General features: G+C 41.4%; 16 protein-coding genes. 6 read left to right on the forward strand and 10 right to left on the reverse strand.

Annotated elements, in window-relative coordinates; all coding sequences use genetic code 11:
• Positions 1-100 precede the first annotated feature (100 nt).
• The 3 genes from AACU25_RS08565 to AACU25_RS08575 form a co-directional block, all read right to left on the reverse strand.
• Complete coding sequence (locus AACU25_RS08565; protein WP_096574767.1) at positions 101-655, reverse strand: hypothetical protein; 555 nt, start codon at positions 653-655, stop codon at positions 101-103.
• Positions 656-1177: 522 nt separating this feature from the next.
• Complete coding sequence (gene crtA, locus AACU25_RS08570) at positions 1178-2041, reverse strand: cyanoexosortase A (protein WP_096574769.1); 864 nt, start codon at positions 2039-2041, stop codon at positions 1178-1180.
• A gap of 533 nt (positions 2042-2574) precedes the next feature.
• Complete coding sequence (locus tag AACU25_RS08575; RefSeq protein WP_096574770.1) at positions 2575-4743, reverse strand: hypothetical protein; 2169 nt, start codon at positions 4741-4743, stop codon at positions 2575-2577.
• Between the two features lie 78 nt (positions 4744-4821).
• Between AACU25_RS08575 and AACU25_RS08580 the strand changes: the two genes are divergently transcribed.
• Positions 4822-6147 carry a proton extrusion protein PcxA gene (locus AACU25_RS08580; RefSeq protein ID WP_190445970.1) on the forward strand — a complete coding sequence of 442 codons (1326 nt, stop codon included), beginning with the start codon at positions 4822-4824 and terminating at the stop codon, positions 6145-6147.
• A gap of 128 nt (positions 6148-6275) precedes the next feature.
• Here AACU25_RS08580 and AACU25_RS08585 read toward each other — a convergent pair whose 3' ends face one another.
• Together AACU25_RS08585 and AACU25_RS08590 are read right to left on the reverse strand one after the other, a co-directional pair.
• On the reverse strand, positions 6276-6494 hold the full coding sequence (locus AACU25_RS08585) for a hypothetical protein (protein ID WP_190445971.1): 219 nt from the start codon (positions 6492-6494) through the stop codon (positions 6276-6278).
• A gap of 394 nt (positions 6495-6888) precedes the next feature.
• Positions 6889-10242, reverse strand: a complete 3354-nt coding sequence (locus tag AACU25_RS08590) for a HEAT repeat domain-containing protein (RefSeq protein ID WP_096574772.1) — start codon at positions 10240-10242, stop codon at positions 6889-6891.
• Positions 10243-10993: 751 nt separating this feature from the next.
• Between AACU25_RS08590 and mltA the strand changes: the two genes are divergently transcribed.
• Complete coding sequence (gene mltA, locus AACU25_RS08595; protein ID WP_096574773.1) at positions 10994-12256, forward strand: murein transglycosylase A; 1263 nt, start codon at positions 10994-10996, stop codon at positions 12254-12256.
• Positions 12257-12637: 381 nt separating this feature from the next.
• The gene (locus AACU25_RS08600; RefSeq protein WP_081584005.1) at positions 12638-13090 is read left to right on the forward strand and encodes a PIN domain-containing protein; all 453 of its coding nucleotides are present in this window, start codon (positions 12638-12640) and stop codon (positions 13088-13090) included.
• Between the two features lie 17 nt (positions 13091-13107).
• Here AACU25_RS08600 and AACU25_RS08605 read toward each other — a convergent pair whose 3' ends face one another.
• Positions 13108-13440 (reverse strand): helix-turn-helix transcriptional regulator, encoded by a 333-nt coding sequence (locus AACU25_RS08605; RefSeq protein ID WP_096574774.1) that lies wholly within the window; start codon positions 13438-13440, stop codon positions 13108-13110.
• A 569-nt stretch (positions 13441-14009) separates the two neighbouring features.
• Here AACU25_RS08605 and AACU25_RS08610 point away from each other — a divergent pair.
• The gene (locus AACU25_RS08610; RefSeq protein ID WP_096574776.1) at positions 14010-14600 is read left to right on the forward strand and encodes an HD domain-containing protein; all 591 of its coding nucleotides are present in this window, start codon (positions 14010-14012) and stop codon (positions 14598-14600) included.
• Positions 14601-15066: 466 nt separating this feature from the next.
• On the opposite strand, the gene AACU25_RS08615 is transcribed toward AACU25_RS08610, so the two are convergent.
• The 3 genes from AACU25_RS08615 to AACU25_RS08625 form a co-directional block, all read right to left on the reverse strand.
• A complete protein-coding gene (locus tag AACU25_RS08615; RefSeq protein ID WP_096583592.1) occupies positions 15067-15738 on the reverse strand; it encodes a lipoate--protein ligase family protein in 672 nt (223 codons plus the stop codon).
• Between the two features lie 46 nt (positions 15739-15784).
• Entirely contained in the window at positions 15785-16054 is a 270-nt protein-coding gene (locus tag AACU25_RS08620; protein WP_339382009.1) for a hypothetical protein, read from the reverse strand.
• Positions 16055-16233: 179 nt separating this feature from the next.
• A complete protein-coding gene (locus AACU25_RS08625) occupies positions 16234-16713 on the reverse strand; it encodes a YbjN domain-containing protein (protein WP_096574778.1) in 480 nt (159 codons plus the stop codon).
• Positions 16714-16857: 144 nt separating this feature from the next.
• Between AACU25_RS08625 and AACU25_RS08630 the strand changes: the two genes are divergently transcribed.
• Positions 16858-17928 carry an aromatic ring-hydroxylating dioxygenase subunit alpha gene (locus AACU25_RS08630; RefSeq protein WP_096574779.1) on the forward strand — a complete coding sequence of 357 codons (1071 nt, stop codon included), beginning with the start codon at positions 16858-16860 and terminating at the stop codon, positions 17926-17928.
• Between the two features lie 13 nt (positions 17929-17941).
• Positions 17942-18301, forward strand: a complete 360-nt coding sequence (locus AACU25_RS08635) for a helix-turn-helix domain-containing transcriptional regulator (protein ID WP_321206797.1) — start codon at positions 17942-17944, stop codon at positions 18299-18301.
• A gap of 124 nt (positions 18302-18425) precedes the next feature.
• Here the strand turns inward: AACU25_RS08635 and AACU25_RS08640 are convergent, their stop codons facing one another.
• A complete protein-coding gene (locus AACU25_RS08640) occupies positions 18426-18695 on the reverse strand; it encodes a GlsB/YeaQ/YmgE family stress response membrane protein (RefSeq protein ID WP_096574780.1) in 270 nt (89 codons plus the stop codon).
• Between the last annotated feature and the right edge of the window lie 489 nt (positions 18696-19184).

The raw sequence follows: 19184 nt of genomic DNA on the forward strand, positions 1-19184 counted from the left end.
AAATTATTAAGGGTGAAAGGTTGTTTTCCCCTTTTCCCATTCCCCTTTTTTCCCTTAACCGAAAAGTATTGAGCCAAACGTTATATATTAGGTTCCAAAGTTAATTATTTTCCTCATCCTTGCACATAGTCGCTGTTAAACTATAATTATCTACCTGAACCCAGCTATCCTGACTAATTGCCCAGAATCCGGTAAAGATATTGTATTCAGATTCATTACCTGTGACGAATTTTATTGTTAAAGGAATGTATTGAGATAAGCTACCAAACTTGAGTTCTACAAGCGGATTTTTATTACTATCTCGCACTCCAAATTCACCATCTGTCACATTACCCGATGTCCGCACGTAAGCTTTTAATTCATACTCTGCATTAGGTTGCAGCTTAACTCTTTGGCTAATACCATTCCAGCCAGAAAAATTTCGCATCCAGACGTTATTTTTACCAGAATTGCTATTACCTATTTCTCTATCAATACCTACTTCACCTTCTGCTACCCAAGGATTGCTGACTTTTGGGCTAGCTTGTTGTTCAAAGTCGCCATCTAATAGGAGAGTAGGACAAGCAGCCTGTACTTTAGCAGAAATAAAATTGCAGCTAATTAAAGTGGTAATAAATAGTGCAAATTTGCTGAACGAGAAGTGTTTGCTAGCCATATTTTGTTGTCCTCTTCACCCAGGGTTATTACCTAAGCACAAGAGTATATAGTATGTCTGCAAAATCAGCTTGAGGACAATTACTGAGGCTTAGGGGGAAAGACGCGATTAATCAGAGACGCGATTCATCGCGTCTGTACAAGAGGAAAAGTTATACCATTTTGAAAAAAGAACGCGACAGATGGCTAGGGGCACGGCATCCGCAATCTTTTGGTATATCAAATATCTTACTGGTGCCCATACGTGTCAACTTAAGCTAAAAGCTATATAGGACGGGCTTTGTACAAATACCTCGCGCCCTCATCCCCTAACCCCTTCTCCCACAGGAGAAGGGGAATTGAATCTCTTGCTCCCCTCTCCTGGTGGGAGAGGGGCTGGGGGTGAGGGCGAAACCTTGCAACTAAGCGGGTTTCACGTTAAGTTGACACCTATGACTGGTGCCGTGCCCCTACAAAGAATTTATCTGTGGCAAACATTATTTGAACTGGTATTATTTCTCCCTCATTTCCCAGTCACCAGTCCCTAATCCCCACTTAAAGACTTCTCTAAATTCTCAGCTTGTTGCTCTTCTTGCTTGAGCAGTAACATATAGACTAAACCAAAAATCAAGATACCCAACACGCCATAGGAATAGGAAGCTTGTCCTCCATGCCAACTATCAAAAGCAGCCTTGTTAGTTCCTTGCATTACAGCTAACATGGCAATTCTGATTCCATTAATAACAAATCCTAAAAGAATGGCAAAAATTGGTACAAAGAAGCGCTTCTTTTTAGCGATGGGGAACATGACCAGCGCAATAATAGATATCCCTAATATATAGTTGATGGTATCTATACCAGAACAACTATGAACTACTTTGATGCTACCTGTTGGTAAGTAGATATTGACTCCATTAATCTTGACATCAAAGCCTGCATACCACAAAAGAAGGCTGGCAAATTTGGCACTCAAAGGAGAAATATCAAATAATAAATCGGAAACTACAGCCGGAACTCCCAGAAAAAATAAAATAATTAGTTCTTCCCAATATTGCTTTAATCCCTTAAAACCTGAGGCTAGTAAGCTAACGGCAAAAGCGGAAGTAAATGATAACAGCCGTAAGGTATGTTCTAAATTTTGTGTGGCACTTTGCCATAGCACCCAACTAATTAATAGCAAGCCAATAATTGTAGAAAAAACATCACTTTCAAAGCGTAGTGTATGACGTTTATCCCATAATAAAGAACCTGTAGCAAATAGAAACAAAATACTCATTCCTAAATGGCCGATATCATGAGCTTTCCAAACTAATGTGAGACATATTGTCTCTAGAGCAGCCGTAATACTTAAAAGCCAAAATGGTTCTTGTCTGAGAATTTTGGGTGAGATAATATTAGTCAAATTCATGGCAAGATTGGGTTTGGTAATATCAAAATTATTATTCTTAAATAATATATTTATTAAATATAATAAAATTCAATTATGATAAGATTAGGAAATATTTGATAATAACCTATTGTGTGAATAGATGATTTTCTATGAGTTTGGCGCTTTGAGATATCAATTGCCTTATACCAAGAGCGAATAGTTAACTATTAGGTATTTAAAGAAGATTGAAAATTACACGAGAAAAGAAATTTTATAGCTGAATATTTGATGTTGCTCTCAATAATGTGCCAAGATTTGCGAATCGCTCTCCTTTCTATTGATAGTTTCTAGGTAAAATATCTGTCACCATAAATTTTTTACTTAACCTAAGTGTTATCCCCAGGACTAATGTAATAAATCTTTAAGTAAATAAACGGAAATTAAATAAATTATTTATAAAGTAATTAGGCAAACTAGATAAATTTTGTGTAAAGTCAACACTTGTACAGACGCGATTAATCGCGTCTGTACAAGAAATTCCTCATCCGTCTCATCCCCCAATCCCCAATCTTTTACACAGCAGCCTCAGCTGTGACTGAAACACAAGAATTGACTAAAGGTAAAAGCGGCCCTATTTGTTCTTGTCCATTGACTGCTAAGTCGCTATGACAGAGGTATACTTTCTCGGATACGCGGGACAGCAAATCTGCCAAAATTCTTTTTAGTCGCTCGTCTTCAGCGTTTTTCTCGTCTTCTGCTGTCCAAGGTGCACCTAACCTGTCTTGCAGAAATAAAGGTGCGCCAAATAATGTAGCTGCGCCACCTTTAGCCCAGAGGGGTGAACTCGCATCTAACCAAAAATGCCAACGGTGAAATCTTCTACTAGAACGGTATTGAAAAATTGTTGCTAGGGTAACAGCTTTTTTAGCTGGGCCGATAGGGCGCAAAGGATAGGGGTTGGCGGTAATCGTACCGCGTCGCAGCAGTTGAATAAATTCGCTGATGGTGGCTTCTGCAGCCGCGCGTGTAGGTGAATTAGTTGGTTGTAGTCTGGTGTTAATTTCCCAGTAATGTTGGGCGGTTTCTAGCAATTCCCTTAAGGCTGCTAACTGGTCGTAGGGGGGATTGCTATCTTTACAGAGGAAGTCTTGCACTGCTAGGTATAACAGGGAAATGGGGCTAGGAATTAACCGCTGTTCTTGTTGCGATCGCTGTTTTTCTAACCACTGTAATATTTCACTATAAGCTGTGGTGGCAGCATAGCCGATTCTATCCCAACGCTCAAATGCTGTTACAGGTAGCAGGTTGGGGCGTTCGGGGTGGGGTTCAAAGCAATAATCTGCTATTAAACCGGCGCGTACTGGGTCGATGTCGCTGCTGATTTCTGAGGAATTATCGGCGGTTTTTTGTCTGCGGCTTAAAACCACTAGCATTTCCGCTACGGCATCTCTATCTACTAAGCGACCCAAGCCGGGATAAACTAGGGCAAGTATGGTGAGTAATGCCCGAACTGCTGGTGAACTAATTAAGGGGCGTTGGTCGTTGAGGGGTTCTACCAGAATATTTTGCTTGTTGAGGATTTCGATGAGGGTATAACGGGCGATCGCATCTAAACCGGGGGCGATGACTGCGACTTCTTCCGGTTCTACTTCTCCTGACTTGATCGCATCTACAATTACTTCTGCTGTTTGCCGCAAGAGTTGGGCACGGGAAGTAGTTTGAATTGACTGTACTGTTTCTGGTAAGCTCAACATCACCGCTGGTTCTGTGGCTAATTCCATCATTTGGGTAGCTAATTGCATTGCCAAGGACTCACGGGAAGGCCCTACTAAGTTTTCGACATGACAGCGTCCTGCTAAGGCTGCTAAATAGTTGGGATCTGCACCTAATCCTAAACGCACTGCACCCTCTGAATTGTAGCTAAAAGCCCCTACAGCGCCTTGGTCTAACAACACATCAAACAAATTACGGGCTATGCCAGGATAATCATCAACATCATCTGCGAGTACAGCTTGGTAACGCTTTCTGAGTTGCTGTTGATATTGGGAATTTGGTAATAAGTGCTGTTTGTACAGTTCGGTAATAATTCCGTAGGTGAGCAATCCCTTGTCTAAACACCAGTCGCGCCACTCTAGCAATAACGAGGCGAGAAATTCTGGCTCTAAATAGATGGGATTGTCAGCGAAACCGCTTGCTAAAATTGAGGAAATCTCTTCACAGGGTTGGCCACTGTATGCTGCTAGTTGCAGTAAATCGAGGATGCGACGTACTAAACGATACTCATTCATTCCCGCAAGGCGGAGAGTTTCTTCGTCTAAATGCGATCGCCAAAGTTTTGTGGCTAATTCCTGTTCTGTTTCGGGGCGCAATCTGACGGGAAATTGTGCTTTTAGCTGCAGTGATTGTATCAGTAAAGGCCAAAATAAAATGACTTCATCCTGAAAGAAGCCCAAAGGGGTCTTGGCTCTAACTGGATATTTACCCAGGGTTGCTGTAACAATTCTATCTCCTAATTCTCTGCGATTATCATCATTGGCAGCCAACAGCAAAACTCCTGGTTCTGTTTGCCGTAAATCTAATCCTTTGGATAGTTGTTTGCCTTTTTTTTGTCTTTTTTGGGTAGTATAAAATGATCCGTTACCTTGGTTTTCGCCTTGTACCCAATCACAAAACTGTTTAACTAAACCTGTTGTTTTACCGCTGCGGCTACCGCCAACAATCCATACAGAATCAAAAACCACAAGCCCTCTCTTTGTAGATTTGTTAGTATAATTCGTGCGTTAATTTAAGGTTAAGAATCACCAAATCATGCTGGATGATTGCCGACGATGAAGAACTCTGTTTTTGGCGATAAAATTTACTCTTTCTTGCTGGGTCTTTACCGATGGTATTTACGCACACCAGAACGTTCTCTGGATGAGGCTTATAACGCGGCATTAAAAATTAAAGAACTAGAAGATCAACATTTTAATGGTAATAAAATAGACCCCGACTTAGCCATGTACAGTAATAATGTCATGGATTATTTTGAGGCAGACTTGAGAAAGCAATTAAAAATTGCGCGGATGCGACTAACAGAGTTTAAAGGTAGTCGGTGGTTTTTAAATGAAGGAAATCAAAAAGCGGCGAACAAAGCAGGTGTAGAATATCCTGAACCTTACGTAATTTTAGAAAAGCTCAGGTTTATCGACCAAATTATTTCTAAATATACAATTTTAGATGAAGAACCGAGTTCGCTGGCTGTAGTTGATAGAACTCCGAAAGTTCCTACTAATTCAGCTATTAACCCTCCACCAATCACTAAACAAAAAGTTCCGATAACTGAGAGAAGCAAGCCTCAAGGAAAAGCAAATACAACGGGAATTTTACCCCGTTCAATTTTAAGTACGATTACTCGCCTGCAAGTAGAATTAGACCCAAATTCAGAACAAGATGTAGTTCAAAATTTCCGGCAAACGCAAAAAAGAACCATCATATCTATTAGGTTTATTTTACTGTTAATTATTGTACCACTTTTAACCCATCAACTAGCAAAAACATTAGTAGTTGGCCCTTTAATTGAGCATTTTCGAGGTTCGGAGGCTGTGCAAATTTTCCTGAATGTAGAAATGGAAGAGGAAGCGTTAGCTACGCTAGAAAGGTTTGAAGAAAGGCTAAAATTTGAGAATTTGATTACCAAAGCACCGCCAATATCTGCTGAAGAATTGGAAACTCACATGAAAGAGAAAGCAGGTGAGATTGCCGAAGAATTCCGCGAAGAAAGCGCGAATGCGATTAAAAATGTGTTTGCAGATATCTTTTCTGTAGGGGCGTTTATTTGGCTGTTGCTTGTTAGTAAATCTTCTATCATTACTATCAAAGAATTTTTCGATAATCTTGTCTATGGTTTGAGTGATAGCGCTAAGGCATTTATTATCATTTTGTTCACTGATATATTTGTAGGGTTTCACTCCCCGCATGGCTGGGAAGTAATTTTAGAAGGGGTTTCCCGCCATTGGGGTTTACCAGCAAATAGAGATTTTATCTTCTTATTTATTGCTACGTTCCCGGTGATTTTAGATACGATTTTTAAATACTGGATTTTCCGTTACTTAAACCGGATATCGCCTTCTGCGGTGGCGACTTATCATAATATGAATGAGTAAGGGAATAGGGAAAGAATAATAAAGAGGTAAGCGTTTTGTAGCGTGCGTTAGGTGTAGCCGTAACGCACGAAAAGCGGTTTAAAGATGCGTTACGCTATCGCTAACGCATCCTACATGAATTGCCAAAATCAAATGTTAGTCCTGTAACCATTCAATTTGATTTGAGAACAAGTGTGTGCGATCGCATTTTCGTTTTTGCCATGTCTACGATGGGCTAGGCTGTTTTTGAGACAGCGATCAGCCCAAATGCTTGGATAAAACGCGGAAAGACGAGGGCGATCGCTGTAAATGAAAGCGCGAAACACCGAATTACGACGATCATTATCGTAAATAAGAGAGGAAAACACCGAATTATGAAGATGATCATCGTAAATAAGGGAGGAAAACACCGAATTATGAAGATGATCGTCGTAAATAAGGGAGGAAAACACCGAATTACGACGATAATTATCGTAAATGAAAGGGTAAAACCCTAAATGACGACGATCATTGTCGTAAATAAGAGAGGAATACACCGAATTACGACGATCATTGTCGTAAATGAAGGGATGATTGCTGTAAATAAAACAGTAATTTCTACGACGGACTACGCCTACGCGCTTTTTGAGAAAACTATCAGCTAAAATACTGCTGTGTTAACCAGAAATTCTATCTACCTTTCCCCTTTACCCCTTTCCCTTTACCCTTTTCCCCTTCAATTATTTAAAGCCTAATTTCTAGAAATTACACTCCCATAATCCATCAATTTACGGCAGCACGGGGGCGCAATAATTGCACGAAGGTGTCACTTACGGTATGGTCTTTAGTATCGGCGGCGTATTGAATAATTTTCTCCCGCAGTTCTTTGGCTGCATCTAAGGGGAGTAGGGTTGCCAGCAAAAAGTATACACCGCGAAAACGTGGGTCGCCCATGTGATCGATGAGACGTTTTTCCGCTTCTTCATTCTCACCGAGAAAGTTTTGCACTAAAAAGAATTCCATAATTTTGTCGTGGCGGAAATACCATTCTTTCTTGGCTGCGCCTTCTTCGTTTTGCCATTGACGGCTGACAACCATTTTATATTTCTCGTCTTCTAAAGACTGTAAAACTTGGTAAAATTCATCTCCCGGTAAAGCTTGTTCATCGTTCAGCCGCATATCATATACAGCTTGGGAGAATTTTTTGAGGGGAAATTCCTGTTTCCACTCTTGCTGGTATTCCGTAGCCATCAAATTATATTGCTGTTGTTGCAGGTGGAATAAGTCGGGGGATTCGCCTTGGGCTAGCATCAACGCCACCACAGTTAAATCCATTGGGTTAGAAAGAATTCTGTTAACTGCGGCTAACTCTTCGGCTGATGGCTGGGTGCTGAGAGTTTGATTTAAATAATTAGCGCAGGCTTGCTCGTATTCCTTACCTTGAATTTTGGCATCTTTGGGCAGGCGGGGCTGACGGGAAATTAAGAATTGCTGAATTTGCGCTTGTTCAAGGGGTTGTAATTTATATATTTTGGCTGTTGAGGGTGGTGTCCACTCTAGGGGCTGGGTAGTCATAATGATGTTACCCCGGAAGTAGCTTTCGACAAACTGGGTGATTTTTGCTCTAGTGTCGGCGGTAACTTCATTGAGTCCGTCGATGCAGATATCTAAAGCACCACTGTAAATCAAATTCTTGAGAAAATCAGCATCTTGTGCTTGTCCGTGCAGCTTGGCTTGAATGGCTTCAATTACGCCTTTTTCGCATTTGCGGGCGGGGAGATAAACCACCAGGCGCGGTGAGGTTTTCACCAAATGGCGGAGAAACATGGATTTACCCAAGCCGGAATCGCCTTCGAGGACAATTTGCCCTTTGATATTGGGTAGCACCTGGGTAATGGCTACGGGTTCCTCGGTGTTGGGAAGTTTTACTTGCGAGTCGGGGAAGTAAGCTTGGGGGTTAAAATTATCTAACCCAGCATCGGCAAGAAGGGAAGGCTGGAAGGGTTCAAATAATTTGCGGCGGAAGGGCGGAAACCAGGTGAGGAGAAAGCCGACATAGCCGACACCGAGAATGCGCCGCACCCAAGGATTCCAGAAGAAGATGGCTTGGACTTGGGGAAATTTAGGATAAGCGAAGATGAGGGCAAGCCAAAAAGCAGCGTGAATTAATATAGTAGTTCTGGCGTTGAAAAACCACTGCCAACCTTTGAGATTAACTATTACTGATTGCAGGGAATCAGCTTCGTTGTATCCAGCTTTTTTGAGGTTGTTATAGTGAGTTTCTAAAATTACAATATCTTGCGGTTTCCAAGTTACTTTTCTGGCGACTACAGCAATTTGCTTCGCTAAGTCTTCCCGTAATCGTGCTAAACCTTGGCTAGGTTCCCAGGCTTGAGCAAAGATTTTGAGAGTTTTATCACCGCGATCGTGGCTTAATGAAGTAGGAATTGTTTTAGGATCGGGAAAACCCAGCCATGTAAGCAGTGTTTTGACTTCATCAGTGCCACCACCAAGGAGATAGCTTAAAAACCTCCACTGTAAAAATTCTGATTGACCTACGTAATAGACTCTATCCAGAATTACTAAAACATTATTTAGGTTGAGTTGTTCTATCTTACCCAATGCTTCTGCTGCATCTTGACGAAAACCTTTCTCAACGGTTTCATCCTTGAAGAAGTCGAGGATGTCTTTGACGTAGGGTTTGGCAGCCTCTCCCAGATTTCCCAATCCTGATGCTGCACCAGCACGAATATCCTGGTCAATAGTTTTATCTTTGAGGATGTCAGCGATATCTTTAACATAGAGTTTGCTTGTGTCTTTCATCCCCACATTTGCCAATGCTTCTGCTGCACTAGTACGAATTCTGGAGTCATTACTATAGGTAATCGTGCTAGAAGTTTTATCCTTAAAGAAGTCGAAGATGTCTTTAACGTAGGGTTTGGCAGTCTCCCCCATATTTAGTAATGCTACTGCTGCACCGGAACGAACATAATTGTCAACAGATTTATCCTTGAGGATGTCAGCGATGTCTTTGACGTAGGGTTTAGCAGCCTCCCCCAGATTTCCCAATGCTACTGCTGCACCGGAACGAACAGTTGATTCAACAGATTTATCCTTGAGGAAGTCGAGGATGTCTTTGACGTAGGGTTTGGCAGCTTCCCCCAGATTTCCCAATCCTGATGCTGCACCGGAACGAACAGTTGAGTCAACGGATTTATCTTTGAGGAAGTCGAGGATGTCTTTGACGTAGGGTTTGGCAGCCTCCCCCAGATTTCCCAATGCTACTGCTGCACCGGAACGAACATAATTGTCAACGGATTTATCCTTGAGGATGTCAGCGATGTCTTTGACGTAGGGTTTAGTAGCCTCTCCCAGATTTCCCAATGCCACTGCTGCACCGGAACGAACAGTTGAGTCAACAGATTTATCTTTGAGGAAGTCGAGAATGTCTTTGATATAGGGTTTGGCAGCCTCCCCCAGATTTCCCAATGTCACTGCTGCACCGGAACGAACAGTTGAGTCAACGGATTTATCCTTGAGGATGTCAGCGATGTCTTTGATATAGGGTTTAGCAGCCTCTCCCAGATTTCCCAATGTCACTGCTGCACCGGAACGAACATAATTGTCAACGGATTTATCCTTGAGGATGTCAACAATATCTTTGACGTAGGGTTTAGCAGCCTCCCCCAGATTTCCCAATGCCACTGCTGCACCGTAACGAACAGTTGAGTCAACAGATTTATCCTTGAGGAAGTTGAGGATGTCTTTGACGTAGGGTTTGGCAGCTTCCCCCAGATGTGACAATGCCTCTGCTGCACTGGCACGAACATTTGAGTTAACGGATTTATCCTTGAGGAGTTTGCCAGCTTTCAGAGCAATATCCTCTGGTTTTTGAAACACTAATTTCAAATTTTTTAGATCGTATCCACCTAACTTATCAAAAGCAAGTGTCTTTACTCGGTTATGTCCATCATCCAGGGCAGCTACTATACCGTTAATCTGCCAAGCTTCTGGCTTCGGCTTCGGCTGTTCTTTCGCACTCACCCAAGGTAAACACAGCAGGAGTGTCAACAGCAGGGTAAAGGAGAAGAGGAAGAAAAGGGAAAGCTTGTTAGCGCGGCGGGGAATTATGAGCATAATTGGGGGCAAGGTGGCCGATTACACCGATTATGAGTATAATATCAACCTTGCAATTCCTAATTCCTGATTGTGAGTATTTAAATACTTGCTCACGAGTATTCAAGACTCATTAACGAAGCTCAGTTTTTAGCTCTAATACCAATTTCATGTGGAGTTGCACATATTTAGATCCACCTAAATCCCCCTTAAAAAGCTATGCATTATAAAGGCGACGGTGTACACACAAGTCGAAAAAATACCTAAGCTATGCATTAAAGGACTAAAATTTTGTAACACTCAAAGTATCGCCCTAAGCGTCATCCCGCCCAGAACTGAAGTTCCGGGCTAATAGTCAAAGTCCACTCAAGTGGACTGAAATATACTAGACCTTTTGCATGAATCTTTGCCCTCACCCTAAATCCCTCTCCCGGGGGGAGAGGGACTTTGATATCGGCTCCCCTTCTCCCGAAATTGGGAGAAAAAGCTGGGGGATGAGGGTAAGTTTTGTATTCGTGCAAGAAGTCTATTGTTGAGAAAGTGCGATCGCCACAAATTGAACTACGATGTCTACGACAGGCTACGCCTGGGCTGTTGACTCTTGACGAATAATTTATTCAGGAATTACGCAACTGGCACATATATTTTCTACGGTGGCAGTCAAAAGTCCAGAGTCAAGGGTCAAAAATTGGACTTTTGACTTTTGACTTTTGACTCTGGACAACCACTGTGCGAAAAATATGACACTTAACGTAAGTACTCTTATTTTTTAATGCTAAATAAACTTACAACTATTTCTCTGAGCCTACCTGTTGTTCTGCTAACGTTCCTAGTGGGGATGGCTTCTTTAGGACAATTAAAACTCAGTCCCGCAGAATGTCAGCTGAAAAAGTGGTATCTTCCTGAATCATCTTCCGCCAATTCTCCGCAGAAATTACCAGTATTAATTCCCAGAGTCCCAGTAACTTGCTGTGAAGATGATACTTCTTGTGTGGATCAGGCGATTTATCAAATTGAAAATGGACAACCAGCGCATAAAAAAGCGCTGTTACAGTCGATAGATCGCAGTCTACGCTATTTACAAACTCCCAGGGCGGAAGCGGCTTATCAAAATTATCAGGTACCAGGAATTACACGCGATCGCGTCTACAAAAGTTTGCTCAGATTTCGTCAGCTGCTACTAACGACAAATTCTGGAGCTGCATTGCATACAGCCATATCTCAGGAGTTTGTACTTTATCAGTCAATTGGTAAGGATAGCAAAGGTTCAGTTTTATTCACTGCCTATTATGAGCCAATGTATACAGCTAGTCGTGTACCGACGGCAGAATACCGCTATCCTGTTTATAAATTACCTCCCGATTTAGATTCCTGGAGCTTACCGCATCCTACACGCCTGGAATTAGAAGGGGCTGACGGTTTGCAAGCTTCTAAGGGGAAACTGCGCGGCTTAGAGTTATTTTGGTTTCGCGATCGCCTGGAACCATACATGGTGCAAATTCAAGGTTCTGCGAAATTGCAACTAACTGATGGTACTCTTACAAGTATTGGTTATGCAGGCAACATTGCGTATAATTATAAAAGTATTGGGCGAGAATTGGCGAACGATGGCAAATTACCGTTACAAGGGATGACTATGCCTATAATTCTCGACTATTTCCAAAAGTATCCCCAAGAATTGAACGTATATATTCCTCGCGATCCCAGCTTTGTGTTTTTTCACGAAACCAAAGGCGCACCTGCACAGGGTTCTATCAGTCAACCACTGACAGCCGAACGTTCTATTGCTACAGATAAATCTCTCATGCCTCCCGGTGCTTTGGCGCTAATTCGCTCTGAGTTTCCCTTTGCCGATAGTACTGGTAAATTAAAACATCGCATTGTCAGCCGTTACGTACTCGATCAAGATACAGGCGGCGCGATTAAAGGGCCTGGCAGGGTGGATTACTTTTTAGGGACTGGCAAAATAGCAGGCGATCGCGCTGGTGTCACAGTCAGCAATGGACAATTATTTTATCTATTACTGAAGCCTTAAAAATAAATTTCTTGTGAATTTTTAACAGCTAAATGTTACTAAATTTGCAATTTTATTTTGGAACTTTTAAAAGCATTCTTCGTCATTCAATTTAGGTATTATTACAAAGTTGTTCTTGCTTTCATTATGAGCATGAATGTTATTTGTAATAACACCTATTGTTAGATTGCCGCCACATAAATTCCAAAGTTAAAAATCAAAAGTCAAAAATCTTAAGGCTGTGGTTTGATAATTTTGGTTTCTGGGAATCGGTCTAATTATGTACGCCAATCTGTACGAGGAAGTTTTGATTGTTGCAGCTTATTCTTGCCTTTAGCATCTATTCAACGGTCAAATTTCAGGCAATGGCACTAAATTTATCAGTTTACAATAGGGGTTAACGTGCTAAGAATTTTAGTTGATGCCGATTTAATCTTAGAAGCTTTAATGAATCGCTACAACTGCGTAGAAGATGTTAGCAATCTCTTAGATGTAGCCCATCCTTTGGTGCAAATATATATAACTGATATCGGTTGGCAAAGGATTTCCAATTATATTAGTCGCCTGCAAAATTCTCAGATTGCTGAGATAGTAATTAATTGGTTACAAGAAAAAATCCAAATTTGCCCAGTTGACAACAGCATCTTACAACAAGCCAGAGTCTCACCCCTGCAAGATTTTGACTCTGCTGTAGAATTAGTTTGTGTGAGCGATCGCCTTCTTCATGCTATTGTTACCCACAAGCCAGATAATTTTGCAGACGCACCTAATAAAGTTGTGATTTGGTCAATGACAGAATTGTGGGTGCGGGCAAATTTAGAGATGAAATATATGTATGCGGGAAAAGTAATTTAGTCTCGTATACAAAAAAGTCAAGTTGATGAGGGTGTACGAGAAGAAGCGATCGCGATCGCTACATCCTCACGAGTTCCACCTACAATTAAAATTGTCCGAACCATCAAATCTAGAGAAACAGACGGATCGCCTGCTTCCATTTTGGCGACTCTTGACTGACTAGAATTAATTTTTTTGGCTAAATTCGCCTGAGAAAGATTATGTTTGAGACGTAATTCTTTCAAATATCTACTTAAAGATAATTTCATCTCAATAAAAGCTTCTTCCTCAGGGGAAAGTTCTAGAAAGTCAGATGCATTTCCTACACGCCAACCTGCTGCTTCTAGTCGTTGGCGTTTAGCTGTATCCATAAGTCAGTTGTTTAGTTAGTGAATAAATTAACTATCCTGAGACATTCTGTCATATAACTTTAACCGTTTCTGACAGTTTTGAATCACCCGTTTGGGTGTTTTTTATTAAGCTAATACCAATTTGAAAAAAGAAGGCGACAGATTGTAGGGGCATGGCACTGCCCATTGGTGTCAACTTAACGTGAAACCCTCTTGGTTGCAAGGTTTTTGCCCTCACCCCCAGCCCCTCTCCCACCGGGAGAGGGGAGCAAGAGATTTAATTCCCCTTCTCCTGGGGGAGAAGGGGTTAGGGGATGAGGGCGCGAGGTATTTGTACAACACGCGCTGTATATAGCTTTTAGCTTAAGTTGACACGTATGGGCACTGCCTTGCCCTCTAGAATATATTGATGTGTCGCAAACATGATTTGAATTGGTATTATTAGGGTGTTTTTGAGAAACTCTCGTGCAAACCGACAGACTGACGCAACAAATTCAATCGTATGGGCACTGCCTTGCCCTCTAGAATATATTGATGTGTCGCAAACATGATTTGAATTGGTATTATTAGGGTGTTTTTGAGAAACTCTCGTGCAAACCGACAGACTGACGCAACAAATTCAATTCATCATCGAAATTGATCGCTTAAAGCAGATACTCCGCCAAACCCTGCTGATAGATGGTTCGCGCCAAGAAAACAGTGCAGAACATTCTTGGCATTTAGCAATAATGGCGATGACATTAGCAGAATATGCGCCGGATGGTGTTGATATTTTCCAAGCAATCAAAATGCTATTGATTCATGATTTAGTAGAAATTGATGCTGGCGATACCTTCTGCTACGACGTGCAAGCTAATTCCAGTAAGGCAGAGAAAGAATTACAAGCAGCATCGCGGCTATTTGGAATTTTACCTTCAGATATCGGTAGTGAATTACGTTTACTCTGGGATGAATTTGAGGCTGGAGAAACACCCACTGCTAAGTTTGCTGCAGCTTTAGACCGGATACAACCTTTGCTGCACAATCAACAAACAAAAGGTGGAACTTGGCGCATTCATGGTATCAGACGCGACCAAGTTATGAAACGAGTCGCACCCGTAGAAACAGGCGCACCAGAACTTTGGCCTTTTGTACTGCAATTAATAGAAGACAGCGTAAGCGCAGGATATTTAATGGCTTGAAAATGGGCATGGGGCATGGGGCATAGGGCATGGAGAAGACAGATTTTTATGCTAGGTTGTGCCAAAATCTGAAGTGAATGGCTAATACCAAATCAAAAAATCAAATCATGCGATACATCAATATATTCTAGAGGGCAAGGCAGTGCCCATACGTGTCAACTTAACGTGAAACCCGCTTGGTTGCAAGGTTTCGCCCTCACCCCCAGCCCCTCTCCCACTGGGAGAGGGGAGCAAGAGATTTAATTTCCCTTCCCCTGGGGGAGCAAGAGATTTAGTTCCCCTTCTCCCGGGGGAGAAGGGGTTAGGGGATGAGGGCGCGAGGTATTTGTACAACACGCGCCGTATATAGCTTTTAGCTTAAGTTGACACCAATGGGCAGTGCCTTGCCCCTACAATCTGTCGCATTCTTTTTTCAAATTGGTATTACTTGATAGAACCAAGGAAACATTTAATTACCAATTACCAATTACCCATTACCCATTCCCAAAATCTCCTCCCATTCTGCTGGCGAGAGAGGTTCCTCAACCAACTCCATCTCAAAGCGATCGCTTGCAGCACTCATCAAAGCTGTAATAATTGTTTCTACACTCAAATGCTGGGGTAGTTTTACCTGCGTCCAAGATTCTGCACCAAATACCCGGGCAAATAATTCCGCATCTTGGTTTAAGCGGATGGAACCATGTTGTAAAATTGCCCCAGCGCGTCGTAGTTGCGCGCTACCAATGAGTTTACCGCCATCGCTTAGGACTAAATCTGCACCAGTAGCAGTCCCAAAACAGTTAGGGTTATTAATATAGCCTCGCCCAGCAGTACCATAGTGCAATTCTACGCCGAGCGATCGCCACCCTTGAATTAAAAACTCACAAATTTTTTGGTATGCTTGCAAGCGATCGCCTGGTAATCCAGATGTAACGACAGTATAAGTTAAATCGCCTTGGTGTAATACTGCCCTGCCACCACTGGGACGGCGTACAATATCTAATTTTTCACCTTGCCAAGTTAAATTTTCCCAAAATTCTGGATATTGGCGTTGATGATAGCCCAAAGAAATCGCGGTTGGCGACCAAGTATAAAATCGCAGCGTTGGGGGATGTTTTCCAGTCTGGTGCTGTTCTAGTAACCATCTGTCAATTGCCATTTGCACTTTACCAGCAGCTGCTATTAAGGGAATTAGTCGCCAAATGTTAGAGTTCAAGAGTCGGAAGTTGGTGATTGGAAGTGAAACTTTCGAGTTCAGAAGACGGAAGTTGAAGCTTGGAAGTCGAATTTTCGAGTTCCGAAGGCGGAAGTTGAGGCTTGGAAGGCGAACTTTCGAGTTCCGAAGGTGAACGTTGGAGATTGGAAGGCGAACTTTCTAGTTCCGAAGGCGGAAGTTGGAGATTAGAAAGCGAACTTTCGAGTTCCGAAGGTGAACGTTGGAGATTGGAAGGCGAACCTTCGAGTTCAGAAGTCAAAATTTTGAGATTCAAAGGTGAAAGTTCACAATTTTTTCTGAATTTATCGCTCCTCAAACACAGCCAATTTCCAAAATATCAAAATTGTAGGGGCACGGCACTGATTCAATGTTGATTTTACTGAGAGTCTTTGGATGCCGTGCCCCTACTTGCCAGATAAATAAAGCTTTAGCGATGATTTATGCTGCGCCGAACTTAGATTGTAAGGCTTCGTCGTTGTTATCTGCGATGGTTGCCACAATTGTAATGAGGCGGGAGACTTCGCCGGGAGATAATTCTGCTAGTGTTCTTGTGGAGATGACGACAACTTGGTTTTCAATAATACCGAAACGTGCTTCAAAGGTGCTGCTACAGTTTAACTCTAGTAAATATCGCATCAATTCCGGTTCATTTTTCGCAGGTAACTTTAATACCGCAGACCAAACCGTGATTGTATCCTCATCACTTGTACCACTAAGTTGAACAAATACTTCCACGCTGCCGTATTTAAATTTCCAGAGATAATTACCGTCTGGAGTTTGGCTAACCATTGCACTGTCATCTTGTTCTAAGCTATCGATGACATTTTCAATAACTTCTACATGGTTAATACTCGCAGTTTCCGCAATGAGATTCTCAACGAGTTCGTTGTTGGGTAGGGTTTCTTGGTAACTTGTCATACAGATTTTTAGTTGAATATCGTTACTGATTTATCTACACATACTTTATAGCTTGTCAACGCCAGTAGTTTTAGCTCCTAAAGTGATAGTCTGGTTTTCAGCCAAGTCAAATAGACTGAAAACGCCTATCAAGATTACGCGCCTATGTCTTCTGTGTTTGAAACTGTGCAAAGTCGTGATGTTCGTCAGTTGGGAATTAACCCGAATCACTGGTATGTAGTTGCTCGTAGTAGTGAAGTCACAAATCAGCCTGTAGGTGTGGTAATTTGGCAACAGGCGATCGCGCTTTATCGAGATAGTAGCGGCAAAGTTCACGCTTTAGAAGACCGTTGTCCCCACCGCCAAGTTAAACTCAGTCATGGACAAGTCGTTGGTAATGACTTGGAATGTGCTTATCACGGTTGGCGCTTCGATGCATCAGGTGAATGTGCAGCCGTTCCCTACCTAGCAGAAAATCAGAAACTCCCAAATTGTAAAATTCGCCGTTACCAAGTCAAAGAACAAGACGGTTTTATTTGGCTATTTCCCGGAAATGCAGAACCATCTATAGAACCTCTGGGTTTACCAGAATGGGAACATCTTAATTACATTGCTACAGTTTCCGTGATTAACTGTAATGCTCATTATTCTTATTTAATTGAAAATCTGATGGATATGTATCACGGACATTTACATCAAGATTTACAAGCTTGGGCATCAGCAGCTTTACAAGATATTGACGAAGATACTAATCGTGTAGATGCTCATTATACAGCCCAAAGTTACTATAAAATAGACAAAATTTGGTCAATTTCCCAGCTATTTTTCCCTGCATTGCGGCGCTTACATCCCGAACCTTTAGATGTAAGTTACGTTTATCCTCACTGGGTTTCTACATTAGGAAAAGATTTTAAAATTTACTGTCTGCTTTGTCCAATCAGCGCAACACAAACAAAAGCTTATTTAATACATTTCACATCATTAAATGCTTTTTGGCGATTGCACAAATTACCTGTATGGTTTCGGCGGTTTATCAAAGATAGCTTATTTGGTGCAGCGCAAAAGTTACTTGATGGTTTGGTAATTCAAGATGTGAAGATGATTGAAGAAGAACAGCAAGCTTATTTGCAAAATCCCGATAGACGAAATTATGAGTTAAATCGAGCCTTGGTAAGCGTGCAAAGGCTGATGAGAATTCAGGCGCAGAAGATAGATAATTTCTCAAGCGCTGACTAATGACAATGAAATCATGGAAGTTGTAGGATGCGTTAATAACGCATCCTACACATACTATAGAAAGCTCAAAGTAAAAATGCGGACAAGTGATAGCTATCAAGAATACCTGATCGAATCTCTTCAAGAACCTGAGGAGGCTGCTGCATATATTGAAGCAATATTAGAGGCTGAAAATCCTGAAAAAGAACTGCTATCATCAGCACTGAAAGATATCATTGATGCCAGGCTAAGAATGAACAATCTTTCAGAACAAGCACAAATAACCTGGGAACAACTAAACAAGATGTTGTTAGAAAGTGGTGGCGCTGAGATTTATAATCTGTTGGCGCTACTCGATATCTTGGGGTTGAGAATATCGGTAAATATCAAATAATAATAGCACCTACCTCACTTTAGGCAGGTGCTATATCTTTCCATTTAATTTCAGGGATAAATAATAGCTACAACAGCTCCCTGAACTTTACTAATAAAGAATTATCAATTAATACCCTAAGATTCTAGACAGCACTACGGTTCAATAAGTTCCACAGGAAAACAGCGATAAGTGCGCCAATTACAGCAACGATGATACCAGTAATGCTAAGAGTCGGAGCTGTTAAAGCAAACGTCCCCGTAGTAAAGAACACACCTAAACTACCGCCAATAAAAGCACCGATGATTCCTAGCAGTATGGTTCCGAGGATTCCGCCACCCTGATGACCTGGATAGATAGCCTTCGCGATCGCACCAGCAATTAGACCTAAAACAATCCAAGCAATTATGTTCATTGTTCCGACGTTGATTAAGTAACGTTTTTCTTTGACAATTACACAATATCAATTGCTCTCCTCATCTTTAATCTGCCTTGGGAATCAACTATTCATCTACCTGAGGAGTAATTAATAATCTCCTACTACTTTTGATATATGTCTTTAATTGATTAGTTAAAAATTTAAGAAAAAGCTCCTAGCAGGTCTAAGACTAGGGGCTTATAAAATTATTGCTTGGTAATAGTAGTATATGTATTTATAGGTATATCACTCCTCTACTTTAAGAGTTAAGCTTTAGTATTTCTAAAGTATTGTTAACTTTAAAAAAGTTATACTCAGAATCAATTTTAAAATCACAATCTAATAATTAATCTTCTCAATTCTTTAACAAAGCTGTGGTTAAAAATGCCTAATACCAAGGAAATGAGTAATTGAGATTTCTCCGATTATCTGTTGGTAGGGTAAGAAGAAAAAATTTCTGTTGATTTTTGAGTAAAGATGCGATTT

It is taken from the genome of Tolypothrix tenuis PCC 7101 (assembly GCF_963874875.1).
In the GTDB taxonomy this organism is placed as follows: Bacteria; Cyanobacteriota; Cyanobacteriia; order Cyanobacteriales; family Nostocaceae; genus Aulosira; species Aulosira tenue.